Consider the following 14,222-nt stretch of genomic DNA (forward strand, 5'->3'; position numbering starts at 1 on the left):
CGCCGCCGCGCGGGACCGGGCTTTCGGCCTGCGGAACCGGGTTTCCTGCCGCCGCGTCGTCGTGTCGAGTGACGCCGTTCCGTCCGGAACGGCGCGAAGGGAAGCCGACCGGACAGGCGGGCCATGACGGAACCGGGGACCAGCCCCTCGGCCTGGGGCTGGAAGCGAGGGCGCGTCCTGGCGTCGCTCGCCGTGGTGGCCGCCTGTCCTCCGGTCTTCCACGCCGCCGTACCCAATGCCCCCGGCCGGGTGGGCAGCCTGCTGGAAACGTTCCTCCCCTGGTTCGGGCTGTCCATCCCTCTCCTGTTGGTCCCGGCTCTCGTGCGCCGCTCGTACCTCGCAACGGCCGCGCTGGTACTGCCCGTTGCCGCATGGGCCGGTGTCTTCGGGGGACTTCTGCTCCCCGGTGACGCCGGGGCGGAAGGCCAACTCACCGTGCTCCAGCACAACGTCAGCGACGTGAACCCCGATCCGGCGGCCACCGCCCGGGCGTTGGCGGGGGCCGGGGCCGACCTCGTCGCCCTGGAGGAGCTGACCCCGTCCGCCCTTCCGGAGTACGAAGCGGCGCTGGCCGCAGGGCTTCCTCATCACGCGACCAGGGGGACGGTCGGGCTCTGGTCGAAGTACCCCCTGACGGACGTGCGCCTGGTGGACCTCAGGCCCCGGGGAGTCGGTGAGGGCTGGAACCGCGGGCTGCGGGCCACCGCCCTGACACCGCAGGGCAAGGTCGCCGTCCACGTCGCCCACCTGCCGTCGGTCCGTCTCGGGCCGGGCAGCGGGTTCGCTTCCGGGCTGCGCGACGAGAGCGCCGTCCTCCTCGGGAAAGCCATCGCCGCCGAGCCCCTGGACCGGGTCGTACTCCTCGGTGACCTCAACAGCACGGTGGACGACCGGGGCCTCTCCCCGGTCGTCTCACAGATGAACCACCCGGAATCGGGGTTCGCGTTCAGCTGGCCGGCCGCCCTCCCCCTGGCCCGTATCGACCAGGTCCTGGCCCGGTCCGCGACGGTCACCCACATCCGGTCGCTGCCCGCGGCGGGGAGCGACCACCTGCCCGTCGCCGCCCGCATAAGCCTCGGGCGACGCGACACCTGAGGTGGCGGACGCGCGCCCCGGAGCCCCGGCGGTCGCGAAGGGCACATGCGGTAACGCCGAGTCGTTACCATGGGAAACATGACGCCCGGACCTTCCGCCACCGCGGACACCAACCGCGACCGCATCCTCGCCGCCGCCATGCGGCTCCTCGCCGAGGGCGGGCGCGAGGCGGTGTCGACCCGGGCGGTGAGCGCGGCGGCCGGTGTCCAGGCACCGACCCTCTACCGGCTCTTCGGGGACAAACAGGGCCTGCTCGACGCGGTGGCGGCCCACGGTTTCGCCACCTACCTGAGCAGCAAGGTCGCCCTGGCGCCCAGCGCCGACCCGGTGGAGGACCTGCGCGCCGGCTGGGACCTGCACGTCGGCTTCGGACTGGCCAACCCGGCCCTGTACTCGCTCATGTACGGAGATCCCCGCCCCGGCGCGTCCTCGCCCGCGGCCCGCGCCGCCATAGAGGTCCTGGCCGGTCACGTCCGCCGGATCGCCGAGGCCGGCCGGCTACGGGTGGACGAGCAGCGTGCCGCACACCTCGTCCACGCCGCCGGCGGCGGTACGGCACTCGCTCTGCTCGCCATGCCGGAGGACCGCCGCGACCTCGGACTGTCCGTGCTGGCCCGCGAAGCCGTCATCACCGCGATCACGACGGACACCCCTGCCGTGGCCGAACCGGGCCCGGCCGGAGCGGCGGTCGCCCTGCGCGCGGCGCTCCCGCAGACCTCCGCACTGACGGCCAACGAGCGCGCGCTGCTCGCGGAGTGGCTGGACCGCATCGCCGCCCGGGCCAGATAACGGCTTCGCGCGCCGCCCGGAGGCCGTACACCGCCACGCGAACGCGCGCACCACACCGCGTGCCCTGAGCGGGCCGGGTCCGCTCAGCCGGCCGGGTCCGCTCAGCCGGCCGATTCGGTTCCGAGCATGGCGAGCCCCAGCTGGGTCAGCTCGGCCGAGACCTCTTCCGGGCGGGCCCGGCGGGGGCGGCGGGCGTGGTGGGCCATGAGTTCGTGGACGGTGCCGACCATCACCATCACCACGACCCGGTGGTCCCGCTCCTCCGCCTCGCCGCGCACCGCGGCGCGCTCGGCCTCACCGGTCAGGAAGTCGGCCCACAGGTCGCGCCACCGCTTGCAGTGCTCGTCGACCGCCGGGCTCACGCCCAGTACCTCGACGAACGTCACCCGGGCCTCACGCAGGTCCCGCGTCACCGCGGACACGTACGCGTCGAACAGGCGCCGGAAGCGCTCGGCCATCGGACAGTCGTCCATCCCCTCCGAGAGCAGGGCCCGCTCGGCGGCCCGCAGCCCGTTGGTCGTGACCTGGTTGTGCAGGGCGGTCAGCACCCCTTCCCGGGAACCGAACTCCTCCCGGAGCACCTCCTCAGGCACCCCGGCCGTCTCGCACAGCGCCCGCTCCGACGTCTGCGCGAAGCCGTACACGCCGAACAGCTCCAGCCCCGCCCCGAGGAGTCGCTCGCGGGCCCGCGTACGTGCCTTGTCGACCGTGCCGGTCACCTGATCCACCGAGACATCCACCACGGGTCCTCCTTCGTCTGCCGCGTCTTCCACTGTTCGCCGCGGCGGCCGAGCGGGGCCGCGAGCGCGGAAGAGGGCGTCACCTCTACTTGGCGCGTGCGCCATTGTCCCGGCCCCCGCGACCGCCCACCCGCTGCGCCGCGCCGCCCGGCGGGTGGCGAACCCCAGTCGCAATTGGCCGCGGCACGTCACCTGCCTCCGCCCGGCCCTGCCCGCCCGCGGGGGGACCCAGGTCACATCCGCCCGTGTCACAGGGGGCCGGGCTGTCTCGTCCCAGGTATGTAGCCACTCACGACCACGGAGGAGCACACCATGGACGCGCGACTGAACCTCTTCACCGGCCCGACCGCCGGCAAGGCCCTCAAGCACTTCATGGCGGCGGGCAAGGCGATCAAGGAATCGCCGCTGCCTGCCGCGACGCAGGAACTGGTGGCACTGCGCGTGAGCCAGATCAACGGCTGCGCCTTCTGCATCGACATGCACACCAAGGACGCCACCGCCGCCGGTGAGAGCCCGGTACGCCTGCACCTGGTGGCGGCGTGGCGGGAGGCCACGGTCTTCACCGACGCCGAACGGGCCGCCCTGGAGGTCGCGGAGGAGGGGACCCGGATCGCGGACGCGGCCGGCGGGGTCGGCGACGAGGTGTGGGCCGCCGCCGCCAAGCACTACGACGAGGAACAGCTCACCGCCCTGGTGGTCCTGATCGCCTTCATGAACACGGCGAACCGGCTGAACATCATCGCCCAGCAGCCGGCCGGGGACTACGAGCCCGGCCGGTTCCACTGAGGGCCCCGGACCCGGCGGACGCCACCACGCCCGCCGGGTCCGGCCGATCACAGGAAGCCGCCTGCGCCGATGAGTACGGTCAGGTGGAGGTGTTCCATACGAGGGGAGTCGGCGTGAGCAAGGTCGGGGACTTCGAGGAGCTGCGGCCGCTGCTGTTCTCGATCGCCTACCGGATCCTCGGCAGTGTGAGTGAGGCCGAGGACGCGGTGCAGGAGACATGGCTGCGTTTCGACGGCTCAGCGACCCTGCCCACCTCGGCCAAGGCTTTCCTCTCGACCACCGTGACGCGCCTCTCGATCGATGTCCTGCGCTCCGCACGGGTGCGGCGGGAGGAGTACGTCGGGCCGTGGTTCCCCGAGCCGCTGCTGAGCGACCCGTATCAGGATCCCGCGCGGTCGGTGGAGCTGGCCGACTCGGTCTCGATGGCGGCGCTGCTGCTGCTGGAGCGGCTCAGCCCGCTGGAGCGGGCGGTCTTCCTGCTGCGGGAGGTGTTCGCCTTCGGGTTCGAGGACATCGCCACGGCGGTGGGGCGTTCGGAGCCGGCATGCCGGCAACTCCTGGTGCGGGCACGGCGGCACATGCAGGCCGGCCGTCCACGGTTCACAGCGGACCGTCAGGAGCGGGAGGAGCTGGCGACGCGGTTCTTCGACGCGCTGAAGGACGGCGACGTGGGCGGGCTGCAGGACCTGCTGGCCGCCGACGTGCAGCTGGTCGGGGACGGCGGCGGCAAGGCCCCGCAGCTGGCCAGGGCCGTCGTCGGCGCGGAGAAGGTGGCCCGGATGCTGGGCGCCTTCCTCCCCTGGCTCTTCCGGATCGACGTGACGCTCGAACCGCACGAGGTCAACGGCCAGCCCGGCGCGATCTTCCGCGACCGGGACGGCAGGATCCTGCACGTCCTGGTCCTGGACGTGCTCGACGGCCGGATCCGGACCATCCGCGCGGTGCTCAACCCCGACAAACTCGGCCACCTGGGGCCGGTCGGCGACGCCTGGGCCGTCGACCGCGAGGTGAAGCGGGCCCGCAGGCGGACGCACCCGTGATCCGGCCGCTGCGGGCCCGCCCCGACTAGACTCGGTACCCCCCGGGGTACCGGGGGGGTACACGGGCAGCGCGGCGAAGGGCCGGACATGGAACTCGAGATGGCGGCCGACGAGCTGAAGTCGGTCCTCAACCGGTTGCGCAGGGCGCAGGGGCAGATCGCCGGGGTCGTCCGGATGATCGAGGAGGGCCGGGACTGCGAGGACGTCGTCACACAACTGGCCGCCGCCTCCCGGGCCCTGGACCGCGCGGGATTCTCGATCATCGCGTCGGGCCTCGAGCAGTGCCTGGCCGACGAGGGGCAGACGCCCGCCGACAGGGACCGGATGCGGGCCCGGCTGGAGAAGCTTTTCCTGTCCCTGGCCTGACAGCCCGGCAGTCCGGCAGTCCGGCAGTCCGACCGGACCGAACGTCCACCCGGGGACACGGCGTGAGAGCACGGTGGCCCGACGGCAGGCAACCGCTTGCCCGGTGCACAGGTCGTGCCGGATCATTCCTGCCCGTGACCCACAACCGGCGGAACGAGCCCGTGACCCACAACCGGCGGAATGAGGACGAGGCCGTGTCCCGTCCCCTCGCACTGATCACCGGCGTCGGCCGCACCGTGGGCATCGGTGCGGGCGTAGCGCGGCAGTTGGCGGCGTCGGGCTGGGACGTCGCCTTCACCTACTGGTCGCCGTACGACGGCCGCATGCCCTGGGGCGCCGAGGGGAACGCCACCGACGCGATCACCGAAATCCTCACCGGGCACGGGGCCGCCACCGTCGCCGTCGAGGCGGACCTCGCGGACCCGGACACCCCCGCAGACGTCTACGACGAGGTGGAACGCCGCATGGGGCCGGTCACCGCCCTCGTGATGTGCCACTGCGAGTCGGTCGACTCCGGGCTGCTCGACACCACGGTCGAGAGCTTCGACCGGCACTTCGCGGTGAACGCGCGCGCCACCTGGCTGCTGATCCGCGAGCACGGGCTCCGCTTCCGTGCCACGCCCGGCACCGGGAGGATCGTCGCCCTCACCAGCGACCACACCGTCGGCAATCTTCCCTACGGTGCGAGCAAGGGCGCCCTGGACCGCATCACCCTGGCCGCCGCCCACGAGTTCGCCCATCTCGGGATCACCGCCAACGCCGTCAATCCGGGCCCGGTGGACACGGGATGGATGACGCCCGAGGCGAAGGTGGGTCTCGTCGGCGCCACCCCGCTGGGCCGTCTCGGCACCCCGCAGGACACCGCCCACCTGGTGGACTTCCTGTGCTCGCCCGAGGGCCAGTGGGTCAACGGCCAACTGCTGAAGAGCAACGGGGGACTGGCCTGAGGGCCGTGCCGGCAGGGGCGGCCGGCAGGGGTGGGTCGTGCGTCGCACTCGGTGCCCCCGTCGACGCTCCCGTCAGCGCTTTCGTCAGCGCTTTCGTCAGCGCGTTCGTCAGCGCTCCGGGAACGGCTCCCCGCACGCGCTGCAGAACTTCGGCGCCCGGTCCGCCGAGAGGCGGCCGCACTCCGGGCAGACCAGGTCCAGCATGCAGGGGGCCTCGCCCCCCTCGTACCCGGCCGGCGGGCTGACGGCCGGCTTGATCGCGAGTCCCGGGCGGCGGCGGTGCACGGTGAGGTAGGTCAGCCCGTCGGGCCCCGCCTCCAGGGCGCGGCGGGAGGTACGGGGCAGCCAGGTGACCGTCATCGGGGCGAGGTCCAGCGTGTCACCGCCCGTGCGCAACCTGCCACCGCCTCGGAGGACGACCAGGAGCACGTCCAGTACGTCCTCCTGGTGCTCACCCACCCCGGCGCCCGGCGGCAGGCGCACGACGTTGGCATCCAACTCGCGTTCCCGCTCGGCCAGGTGCCACAGGGCTCCGCGTTCGTCCGGCGTGGCGGCGGCGAGGAGTTCGTCCAGTACGGCAAGCACCTGAGGGATCGCGTTCACGGCGTCCACGCTACGCCTGACCTCGCCGCCCCACCGCGCCCCGCCCATGGGCTTCGCCGGCCCCGTGTGCGACGCGCTCAGGCCGGCTGTGCCTGCGCTTCGCGGACGGGAAGCACGCTTCGGCCCGTCTCGTGGGCGTACAGCCAGACAAGTGCGGGCCGTCGGCACGACGTGCCGGGCGAGCCAGGCCGGTGTGACCGGCATCCGTGCGTGGAGGCGCACGCCCGTCAGGCCGGCGGAGTCCGGCCTCACGCCAGTGCGCTCCGGAGCGTCGAACCCCACGCCTTTCGCGTCTTCCGAGATGAAATCGAGAATGTGCATTCACTATTGCACGTGAATTCCGTGGGGAAGAGCGGAAATCCGGGCGCTTCCATACGTCACCGTTGTCGTGACACCGATCCGAGGACCTCGGAAAGGGACAATCCGGCCGGGCATCGGCATGACATGTTTCATCGCTTGCGGCGTCGACTCCCGACCGGCGTCCTTCCTGGCCGAAAACCGCCAAAACGGCAGGATGATCGTTGTACTCTCGGCCGATGACCCCCACGACACCATCGACGCCTTCCACGCCTTCGGCCGCGGATACCGAGTGCCTCGCACTCACCTTGAACCTGCGCCGCCGCGGCACTCTGGTCCTGTCGGCGTTCGCCCTCGTCTGGGCCTTCGCCGGGGCATCCGGACTGGCGTCGTCGGGCGTCGCCCTGGCCGTCGAGATCCTGGCGGTGCCGCTCACCGCGGTGGCGGTCTTCCTCGCCTACCGCAAGGGCGCCGCCCCCTCACCCCGCACGGTGAGCCTGCCGGACAACTGGGCGCGTGCGGTCGGCATCGTCAACGTCGTCGAGGTCGCCGCCATCTTCGCGGTGATCGCGGCGTCCAACGCCTCGGGCCACCCCGAGTTCATCCCGGCGGCCATCGCGCTGGTGGTGGGCCTGCACTTCTTCCCGCTCGCGCGCCTCTACGACCAGTGGCAGTACAAGGTGACGGCGATGGCGCTGGGCGTCGTCGCGGTCGTCGGCTTCGCGCTCGTCGCGGCCGGCCTGTCGGGCGAGGGCGTGCGTGCGGTGGTCGGCCTGGCCTCCGCGGTTACGCTGTGGGCGTCCGCGTACCACGTGGCCGTCAAGGGCTGACGAACGTGCGGGCGCAGCCCGCCACTTCCCGCACACACGAGGATGTACCCGCCGGGCGGGCGCATCCTTCTGTGTGCGGTTCAGCCGTTACGGCCGAGCGGCGTTCAGCAGGCGGAGCAGGTGCTCGACGAGGACGACGAGATGCCGATCGAGCCGCTGGAAGCGCCCATCTCCGGCAGCGTCACGCCCTGGTCGACCTCGAGGGTCTCCAGCTCGTCCGCGTCGAAGCCGTCGAACGCGGCGTCGTCGTTGTTCTTGATGTCGTCGGCGGCCGTGTCAGAAATTCTTTTCGATTGTTCCGGGATTTCTCCGACTTTCACGGAGAAATGATTCTGCGAATCCGAAACCGTTCGGTGATTTTCGCTTTCCCGTCCGGCTGCGATATCCATATCGGTCGGTACGCCATCCCCGCACCAGACCTTCCGGCCCCGCGCTGACATTCATCACGGGGCGAATGACGCATGACCCGGGACCGACCGTCCAGGGCTGTTCACCATGTGCCGGTCCGCACCCGGATCGCCGGCGATCGCGGTGTCGTTCCCGGGCGTACCCAGCAGGAAATCGCCGACCGACGCGGTGCTGTCCACGAAGGCGTTGGCCCGGCCCCGTACAGCGCGCGGCCGGGGCCCGCCCGGGAGGCGTTCGTCCGGATCTGCGCCCACTACTTCTCGCCTGCCGCATGGCTGGAGGAAGGGCAGCTGATCCGCGAAGCGGGCCGCCTGGCGGGCATTCCCGGGGTCCTCGTGCACGGCCGCCTCGACATGGGCGGGCCGCTGACACGGCCTGGGAGCCGGCGAAGGCCTGGCCCGACGCGGAGTTGACGGTGATCGACGGCGCCGGTCACCTGGGCGGCCCAGCCACCAGCCACCAGCCACACGGTGCTCGCCGCCCTGGACCGGTTCGGACGGCGCGGATGAGGATCTCGCGGCCCGTCGCCGGAAGCCCCCTCTTGCTTCGAGCGCGCTCGAAGGCGTTGGGTTGGGGGTCATGAAGTACACGCAGCTCGGACGCACCGGACTCAAAGTCAGCCGCCTCGTCCTGGGGACGATGAACTTCGGCCCCCAGACCAACGAGAGCGACAGCCACACGCTCATGGACGCCGCCCTGGACGCGGGCGTCAACTTCTTCGACACCGCCAACGTCTACGGCTGGGGCGAGAACAAGGGCCGCACCGAGGAGATCCTCGGCACCTGGTTCGCCCAGGGCGGCGACCGCCGCGACAAGGTCGTCCTCGCCACCAAGGTCTACGGCAACATGGGCGCCGACGGGGAGGCGTGGCCCAACCACGACAAGCTGTCCGCCCTCAACATCCGGCGGGCCGTCGACGCCAGCCTCAAGCGGCTGCAGACGGACCACATCGACCTGTACCAGTTCCACCACGTCGACCGGGCCACCCCGATCGACGAGATCTGGCAGGCGATCGACGTACTGATCCAGCAGGGCAAGATCCTCTACGCCGGCTCGTCCAACTTCTCCGGCTACAAGATCGCCCAGGCGAACGAGCGGGCCAGGCAGCGCGGCAGCTACGGCCTGGTCAGCGAGCAGTGCATCTACAACCTGATGGAGCGCGGCGCCGAGATGGAGGTCATCCCGGCCTCCCAGGAGTACGGCCTCGGGGTCATCCCGTGGTCGCCGCTGCACGGTGGGCTGCTCGGTGGCGCGATCCGCAAGGAGCGCGAGGGCGGCGGCGCCCGCTCCACCTCCGGCCGGTCCGCCGACGCGCTCGCCGACCCGAAGGTGCGGGCGCAGGTCCAGGCGTACGAGGACCTGCTGGAGAAGCACGGTCTGGAGCCCGGCGAGGCCGGCCTGGCCTGGCTGCTGACCCGTCCCGGGGTCACCGGTCCCATCTCCGGCCCGCGGACGCGGGAGCAGCTCGACTCCGCACTGCGCGCGGTGGAGCTGGAGCTGTCGGACGAGGTGCTGACCGCGCTGGACGAGATCTTCCCCGGCCCGGGCCCGTCGCCGGAGAACTTCGCCTGGTAGGGCCGGCAGGCGAGGGCGGCCGTTCTCGCGGGGGTCAGCCTCCGAGAGCGGCCGCCGCCGCGACGACGACGAACATCAGCACGAGCACGACCGCCATGATGCGGTTCCTGGTCTTCGGGTCCACCCGATGAGCGTAACCGCCCCGCTCACCGTCCCAGCGTCCAGGCCCGCACCACCTCGTACCGCGGCTGTTCCCCCGGAACCCCGTCCACGGGCAGATCGCTGCGTACGAGGCTGAGCTCACCGACTTCCCAGTGCATGCCCTCGAAGCCGCCGAGCGCCTCGGCGAAGGGAGCCAGGTCCGCCGGTTCCCGGCTGCGGGCCAGGGTCAGGTGCGGGGTGTAGCGGCGGTGCTCCTCCATCGGCACACCGGCCCTGCGGGCGGCGGCGTGGGAGCGTTCGGCCAGCAGCCGCAGCGTGTCCAGCCCGCCTGCCGCCCCGGCCCACAGCGCCCGCCCGCCGAACCGTCCGCCGCCGTGGATGCGGAGCGGGAAGGACGGGGTGCGGCGCGCGGCCCGTTCCAGCCGGGTGTACAGGTCCGGCAGCAGCTCCTCGTCGACGTTCCCGAGGAAGGCCAGGGTGTAGTGCCAGCCCGCCCGGGCGGTCCAGCGCAACCCGGCGGCGCCGGGCAGCTCCCGCAGCGCGGCCACGGTCCGGGCCAGCTCGTCGGCTGCGGCAGGGGGCGGGAGGACGGCGGCGAAGAGTCTCTGGCTGCGGCGGCTGCTCATGGGGCGAGTGTCCCAGCGTTCCCGCGGTCCGCCTTGGCGTCCGCCTCCCGCCGTTCCCGGCGCCGAGCGCGCGACTGCCCTCCTCCGGCGCGGGAGGAGGGCAGTCATCCGATCACCCGGCGGCTGTCAGGCCGCGGTGGCCAGCTGCTCGCGCGGCACTATTCGCACGTGCGGGCGACCTGATCGCAGGTCGAGCTTCAGGCGCAGGCCGCCGACGCGGGTCAGCATGAAGCCGACGCCGAGCGCGGCCAGCACCGAGATCGCCCCGCCGGCCGCCATGCCCGTCCGGGCACCGTAGGCGTCGCTGATCCAGCCGACGATCGGGGCGCCCACCGGCGTACCTCCGGCGAAGACCATCATGTACAGGCTCATCACCCGGCCCCGCATCTCGGGATCCGCGGCCATCTGGACGCTCGTGTTGGCGCTGATGTTGGTCGTCAGGCCGATCATGCCGATCGGGACCAGCAGCAGCGAGAACATCCACACGGACGGGGACAGGGAGGCTGCGATCTCCAGCAGACCGAACAGCGTGCCCGCGGCCACGAGCATCCGCAGTCGTGAGGAGCGGCGGCGGGCGGCGAGCAGGGCCCCTGCGAGGGAGCCGGCCGCCATGAGGATGTTGAAGAACGAGTACATCCCGGCGTCACCGTGGAAGATGTCGTCCGCGAAGGCCGTCAGGAAGATCGGGAAGTTGAACCCGAAGGTGCCGACGAAGCCGACCAGGACGATCGGCCAGATCAGCTCCGGTCTGCCGGACACGTAGCGCAGGCCCTCCCGGAGCTGGCCCTTGGCTCGCTTGACGGTCACGGACGCGTGGAGCTCGCTCGTACGCATCATCATCAGGCCGACGAGCGGCGCGATGAAGGACAGCCCGTTGAACATGAACGCCCAGCCGCTGCCGACCGTGGTGATCAGGACACCCGCGACGGCGGGCCCGACGAGCCGGGCGGACTGGAAGTTCGCCGAGTTCAGACTGACGGCGTTGCGCAGCTGCGCGGGGCCGACCATCTCGGACACGAAGGACTGGCGCGCCGGGTTGTCCACGACGGTGACCATGCCCAGCAGGAACGCGATCAGGTAGACGTGCCAGACCTCGACGACGCCGGAGAGGGTCAGGACGGCGAGTGCGATGCCGCACAGGCCGAGCGCGGCCTGGCTGATGAGCAGCAGGCGCCGCTTGGGGAGCCGGTCGGCGATGACACCGCCGTACAGGCCGAACAGCAGCATCGGGAGGAACTGGAGGGCCGTGGTGATACCGACGGCGGCGGCGGACCCGGTGAGGCTCAGGACGAGCCAGTCCTGCGTGATGCGGGACATCCAGGTACCGGTGTTGGAGATCACGGCGCCCGTGGCGAACAGGCGGTAGTTGCGGATCTTCAGCGACGAGAAGGTCCCGCCGGTCTTGCTCTCGTGGGTGGAAGTCGGTGCGGGGGCGGAGTCTGCTCCGGATCCCGTACTCAAAAGAGGTCGCCTCCTCGGGCGTATACGACGTACGTACTGACGAGGACCTGCCGGCGGGCGCCCGGGCCGTGGTCCGGGGCGCCCGCGTGGGTCAGAGGTGGGCGAGCTTCTCCAGCACGGGCGCGGCGGCCCGCAGCTTCTCCCACTCGTCCTCGTCCAGGCCCTCGGCGAGGTCGGCCAGCCAGGCGTTCCGCTTGGAGCGGCTCTCGGCGAGCATGGCTTCCGCCTGCTCGGTCCGGCTGACCATCTTCTGCCGACGGTCATCGGGGTGCGGTTCGAGTCTGACCAGACCCTTGGCCTCCAGCAGCGCCACGATGCGTGTCATCGACGGCGGCTGCACATGCTCCTTGCGGGCCAGCTCACCAGGGGTGGCGGAACCGCAACGGGCCAGCGTGCCGAGCACCGACATCTCTGTGGGGCTCAACGACTCGTCGACGCGCTGGTGCTTCAGGCGCCGGCCGAGCAGCATCACGGCTGAGCGGAGGGAGCTCACGGCGGCGGCTGTGTCGCCGTCGTGGATCAGGTCAGGCATGTTTATTAGCCTAACTCATTAGCTACACTAAAGACCAGTCGGTGGTACGCGCGCGAGAAACTGACCACCCGAACGAGTGAGTATGGGGCGGAAAGACTCCCGGAACGGCCGGGTGTGCCGCGACCCTGCATGGCATGGGATCGACAGTGCTCAGCCTGCGCATAGACGGTGAGCTGCTCGACCGGCTCCGCCGGCACGCCGCCAGACGCGGCATGAGCGTCCAGGACTACGTGGTCCGCACGCTCGTCCGCGACGATTTCGACGAACGCTTCCACGCGGCCGTCGACGCGACGGAGAAGTTCTACGGGGCGGACCCCCGTCAGGTCGACCCGGCCGACCGGGTGACATGACGGGGATCCGCCCCGTAGGGGGTGGTGCGGGGTGCTTACGTGAGGCCGAGCGCCGGCATCGCGTAGTAGAAGACGAAGACCGCGGAGACCGCGTACATGGCCACCGGGACCTCCCGGCCGCGGCCCGCCACCAGGCGCAGCACGCTGAAGGTGATGAAGCCGATGCCGATGCCGTTGGTGATCGAGTAGGTGAGCGGCATCATGAGCATCGCGAGGAAGGCCGGGATCGCGAGCGTGAAGTCGCTCCAGTCGATGTCCCGTACGGAGCCCGCGAGGATCAGGAACCCGACCGCGATCAGTGCCGGAGTGGCGGCCTGGGACGGGACCATCGTCGCCAGGGGCGTCAGGAACAGCGAGACCGTGAAGAGCAGGCCGGTCACGACGCTCGCGATTCCGGTCCGGGCCCCTTCGCCGACGCCCGCCGTGGACTCGACGAAGCAGGTCGTGGCGGAGGAGGAGGTCGCGCCGCCCGCGGCGACGGCGACACCGTCGATGAACAGGACCTTGCTGATCCCCGGGAACTTGCCGTCCTCGTCCATGAGCTCCGCCTCGTCGCCGACGCCGAGGATGGTGCCCATCGCGTCGAAGAAGCAGGACAGCAGCACGGTGAAGACGAAGAGGACACCGGTCAGGAGGCCGACCTTGTCGAAGCCGCCGAACAGGCTGACCTGGCCGAGCAGTCCGAAGTCCGGGGAGGCGACCGGGTTGCCCGGCCACTCGGGGACGGTCAGCCCCCACGCACCGGCGGGCAGGTCCGCGACCGCGTCGATGATCAGCGCGACGACCGTCATGGCGACGATGGAGATGAGGATCGCACCAGGCACCTTGCGGACGATCAGCGCGAGGGTCAGCAGCGTGCCGAGGACGAAGACGAGCACCGGCCAGCCGTTGAGGTGACCGTCGCTCCCGAGCTGCAGCGGCACGGTGGTGTGCGCGGCGTCCGGAATGCGGGAGACGAAGCCCGAGTCGACCAGCCCGATCAGCAGGATGAACAGACCGATCCCGATGGCGATGCCCTTGCGCAGCGATGTGGGGACGGCGTTCATGACCCGTTCGCGCAGCCCGGTCGCGACCAGCAGCATCACGACGATGCCCGCGAGGACGACCATGCCCATCGCGTCGGCCCAGCTCATCCGCGGGGCGAGCTGGAGGGCGACGACGGTGTTGACGCCGAGGCCGGCGGCGAGCGCGATCGGCACGTTGCCGATGACACCCATCAGGAGCGTGGAGAACGCGGCCGACAGCACGGTGGCGGTGACGAGCTGGCCGCCGTCCAGCTGGTGCCCGTACATGTCCTTCGCGCTTCCGAGGATGATCGGATTGAGCACGATGATGTACGCCATTGCGAAGAACGTGGCGAATCCGCCGCGGATCTCACGGGCGACCGACGACCCCCGCTCGGAGATCTTGAAGTAACGGTCCAAGCCGTTGTGCGGCTGGGGAGCCGACGGCGGCACGGAGTCGACCGGAGCGGTGGCCGAGGGGGGCATGGAGGACCTCAGTCATGACTTAGAGGGGAGAAAAGCGGTCAGCCTTGGACTTTCACACGAATAAATCGAGACAGTCGTAAGCGGATTCAGTATGAATACATAAGGCGAAGATCGCTATCTCCGCGCGTAGACCCGTGGGCCGACTGACTCGCGCGCCGGTCCGGGGCCGGGCCCTAGACTGACCT

At 71.1% G+C, this 14,222-nt stretch carries 16 protein-coding genes and 1 pseudogene; 10 read left to right on the forward strand and 7 right to left on the reverse strand.

Annotated elements, in window-relative coordinates; all coding sequences use genetic code 11:
- Positions 1-123: 123 nt before the first annotated feature.
- Both QFZ58_RS16050 and QFZ58_RS16055 read left to right on the forward strand, forming a co-directional pair.
- On the forward strand, positions 124-1,095 hold the full coding sequence (locus QFZ58_RS16050) for an endonuclease/exonuclease/phosphatase family protein (protein WP_307125600.1): 972 nt from the start codon (positions 124-126) through the stop codon (positions 1,093-1,095).
- A 78-nt stretch (positions 1,096-1,173) separates the two neighbouring features.
- Entirely contained in the window at positions 1,174-1,884 is a 711-nt protein-coding gene (locus tag QFZ58_RS16055) for a TetR/AcrR family transcriptional regulator (protein WP_307125601.1), read from the forward strand.
- 101 nt (positions 1,885-1,985) lie between these two features.
- On the opposite strand, the gene QFZ58_RS16060 is transcribed toward QFZ58_RS16055, so the two are convergent.
- The gene (locus QFZ58_RS16060) at positions 1,986-2,627 is read right to left on the reverse strand and encodes a TetR/AcrR family transcriptional regulator (protein WP_307125602.1); all 642 of its coding nucleotides are present in this window, start codon (positions 2,625-2,627) and stop codon (positions 1,986-1,988) included.
- 309 nt (positions 2,628-2,936) lie between these two features.
- On the opposite strand from QFZ58_RS16060, the gene QFZ58_RS16065 reads away from it, so the two are divergent.
- From QFZ58_RS16065 to QFZ58_RS16080, 4 genes are all read left to right on the forward strand, one after another.
- Positions 2,937-3,410, forward strand: a complete 474-nt coding sequence (locus QFZ58_RS16065) for a carboxymuconolactone decarboxylase family protein (RefSeq protein ID WP_307125603.1) — start codon at positions 2,937-2,939, stop codon at positions 3,408-3,410.
- A 113-nt stretch (positions 3,411-3,523) separates the two neighbouring features.
- On the forward strand, positions 3,524-4,450 hold the full coding sequence (locus QFZ58_RS16070) for an RNA polymerase sigma-70 factor (protein WP_307125604.1): 927 nt from the start codon (positions 3,524-3,526) through the stop codon (positions 4,448-4,450).
- Positions 4,451-4,537: 87 nt separating this feature from the next.
- Positions 4,538-4,816, forward strand: a complete 279-nt coding sequence (locus tag QFZ58_RS16075) for a metal-sensitive transcriptional regulator (protein WP_307125605.1) — start codon at positions 4,538-4,540, stop codon at positions 4,814-4,816.
- 194 nt (positions 4,817-5,010) lie between these two features.
- Positions 5,011-5,763, forward strand: coding sequence for an SDR family oxidoreductase (locus QFZ58_RS16080; RefSeq protein ID WP_373428555.1), 753 nt, complete (start codon positions 5,011-5,013; stop codon positions 5,761-5,763).
- 108 nt (positions 5,764-5,871) lie between these two features.
- Here QFZ58_RS16080 and QFZ58_RS16085 read toward each other — a convergent pair whose 3' ends face one another.
- The gene (locus tag QFZ58_RS16085) at positions 5,872-6,366 is read right to left on the reverse strand and encodes a hypothetical protein (protein ID WP_307125606.1); all 495 of its coding nucleotides are present in this window, start codon (positions 6,364-6,366) and stop codon (positions 5,872-5,874) included.
- 536 nt (positions 6,367-6,902) lie between these two features.
- Between QFZ58_RS16085 and QFZ58_RS16090 the strand changes: the two genes are divergently transcribed.
- Positions 6,903-7,493 (forward strand): hypothetical protein, encoded by a 591-nt coding sequence (locus QFZ58_RS16090; protein ID WP_307125607.1) that lies wholly within the window; start codon positions 6,903-6,905, stop codon positions 7,491-7,493.
- A gap of 104 nt (positions 7,494-7,597) precedes the next feature.
- On the opposite strand, the gene QFZ58_RS16095 is transcribed toward QFZ58_RS16090, so the two are convergent.
- The gene (locus QFZ58_RS16095; RefSeq protein ID WP_307125608.1) at positions 7,598-7,882 is read right to left on the reverse strand and encodes a thiazolylpeptide-type bacteriocin; all 285 of its coding nucleotides are present in this window, start codon (positions 7,880-7,882) and stop codon (positions 7,598-7,600) included.
- A 207-nt stretch (positions 7,883-8,089) separates the two neighbouring features.
- Here QFZ58_RS16095 and QFZ58_RS16100 point away from each other — a divergent pair.
- Both QFZ58_RS16100 and QFZ58_RS16105 read left to right on the forward strand, forming a co-directional pair.
- A pseudogene (locus tag QFZ58_RS16100) lies at positions 8,090-8,410 on the forward strand (prolyl aminopeptidase); the annotation flags it as partial.
- Between the two features lie 70 nt (positions 8,411-8,480).
- On the forward strand, positions 8,481-9,476 hold the full coding sequence (locus QFZ58_RS16105; protein ID WP_307125609.1) for an aldo/keto reductase: 996 nt from the start codon (positions 8,481-8,483) through the stop codon (positions 9,474-9,476).
- Between the two features lie 146 nt (positions 9,477-9,622).
- Here QFZ58_RS16105 and thpR read toward each other — a convergent pair whose 3' ends face one another.
- The 3 genes from thpR to QFZ58_RS16120 form a co-directional block, all read right to left on the reverse strand.
- Positions 9,623-10,204 carry an RNA 2',3'-cyclic phosphodiesterase gene (gene thpR, locus QFZ58_RS16110; RefSeq protein WP_307125610.1) on the reverse strand — a complete coding sequence of 194 codons (582 nt, stop codon included), beginning with the start codon at positions 10,202-10,204 and terminating at the stop codon, positions 9,623-9,625.
- A 126-nt stretch (positions 10,205-10,330) separates the two neighbouring features.
- On the reverse strand, positions 10,331-11,665 hold the full coding sequence (locus tag QFZ58_RS16115; protein WP_307125611.1) for an MFS transporter: 1,335 nt from the start codon (positions 11,663-11,665) through the stop codon (positions 10,331-10,333).
- A 91-nt stretch (positions 11,666-11,756) separates the two neighbouring features.
- A complete protein-coding gene (locus QFZ58_RS16120) occupies positions 11,757-12,197 on the reverse strand; it encodes a MarR family winged helix-turn-helix transcriptional regulator (protein WP_307125612.1) in 441 nt (146 codons plus the stop codon).
- A 134-nt stretch (positions 12,198-12,331) separates the two neighbouring features.
- Between QFZ58_RS16120 and QFZ58_RS16125 the strand changes: the two genes are divergently transcribed.
- On the forward strand, positions 12,332-12,547 hold the full coding sequence (locus QFZ58_RS16125) for a hypothetical protein (protein ID WP_307125613.1): 216 nt from the start codon (positions 12,332-12,334) through the stop codon (positions 12,545-12,547).
- A gap of 35 nt (positions 12,548-12,582) precedes the next feature.
- Here QFZ58_RS16125 and QFZ58_RS16130 read toward each other — a convergent pair whose 3' ends face one another.
- Complete coding sequence (locus QFZ58_RS16130) at positions 12,583-14,037, reverse strand: NCS2 family permease (protein WP_307125614.1); 1,455 nt, start codon at positions 14,035-14,037, stop codon at positions 12,583-12,585.
- Positions 14,038-14,222: the final 185 nt, after the last annotated feature.

Origin of the sequence: Streptomyces sp. B1I3 (assembly GCF_030816615.1) — a bacterium.
In the GTDB taxonomy this organism is placed as follows: Bacteria; Actinomycetota; Actinomycetes; order Streptomycetales; family Streptomycetaceae; genus Streptomyces.

Excerpts from the sequence above, each read along its gene's own strand:
- QFZ58_RS16065 (WP_307125603.1), top strand. The coding sequence starts at position 2,937 with ATGGACGCGCGACTGAACCTCTTCACCGGCCCGACCGCCGGCAAGGCC.
- QFZ58_RS16120 (WP_307125612.1), bottom strand. The coding sequence starts at position 12,197 with ATGCCTGACCTGATCCACGACGGCGACACAGCCGCCGCCGTGAGCTCC.
- thpR (WP_307125610.1), bottom strand. The coding sequence starts at position 10,204 with ATGAGCAGCCGCCGCAGCCAGAGACTCTTCGCCGCCGTCCTCCCGCCC.
- QFZ58_RS16055 (WP_307125601.1), top strand. The coding sequence starts at position 1,174 with ATGACGCCCGGACCTTCCGCCACCGCGGACACCAACCGCGACCGCATC.
- QFZ58_RS16125 (WP_307125613.1), top strand. The coding sequence starts at position 12,332 with ATGGGATCGACAGTGCTCAGCCTGCGCATAGACGGTGAGCTGCTCGAC.
- QFZ58_RS16105 (WP_307125609.1), top strand. The coding sequence starts at position 8,481 with ATGAAGTACACGCAGCTCGGACGCACCGGACTCAAAGTCAGCCGCCTC.
- QFZ58_RS16095 (WP_307125608.1), bottom strand. The coding sequence starts at position 7,882 with ATGGATATCGCAGCCGGACGGGAAAGCGAAAATCACCGAACGGTTTCG.
- QFZ58_RS16050 (WP_307125600.1), top strand. The coding sequence starts at position 124 with ATGACGGAACCGGGGACCAGCCCCTCGGCCTGGGGCTGGAAGCGAGGG.
- QFZ58_RS16130 (WP_307125614.1), bottom strand. The coding sequence starts at position 14,037 with ATGCCCCCCTCGGCCACCGCTCCGGTCGACTCCGTGCCGCCGTCGGCT.
- QFZ58_RS16075 (WP_307125605.1), top strand. The coding sequence starts at position 4,538 with ATGGAACTCGAGATGGCGGCCGACGAGCTGAAGTCGGTCCTCAACCGG.
- QFZ58_RS16090 (WP_307125607.1), top strand. The coding sequence starts at position 6,903 with ATGACCCCCACGACACCATCGACGCCTTCCACGCCTTCGGCCGCGGAT.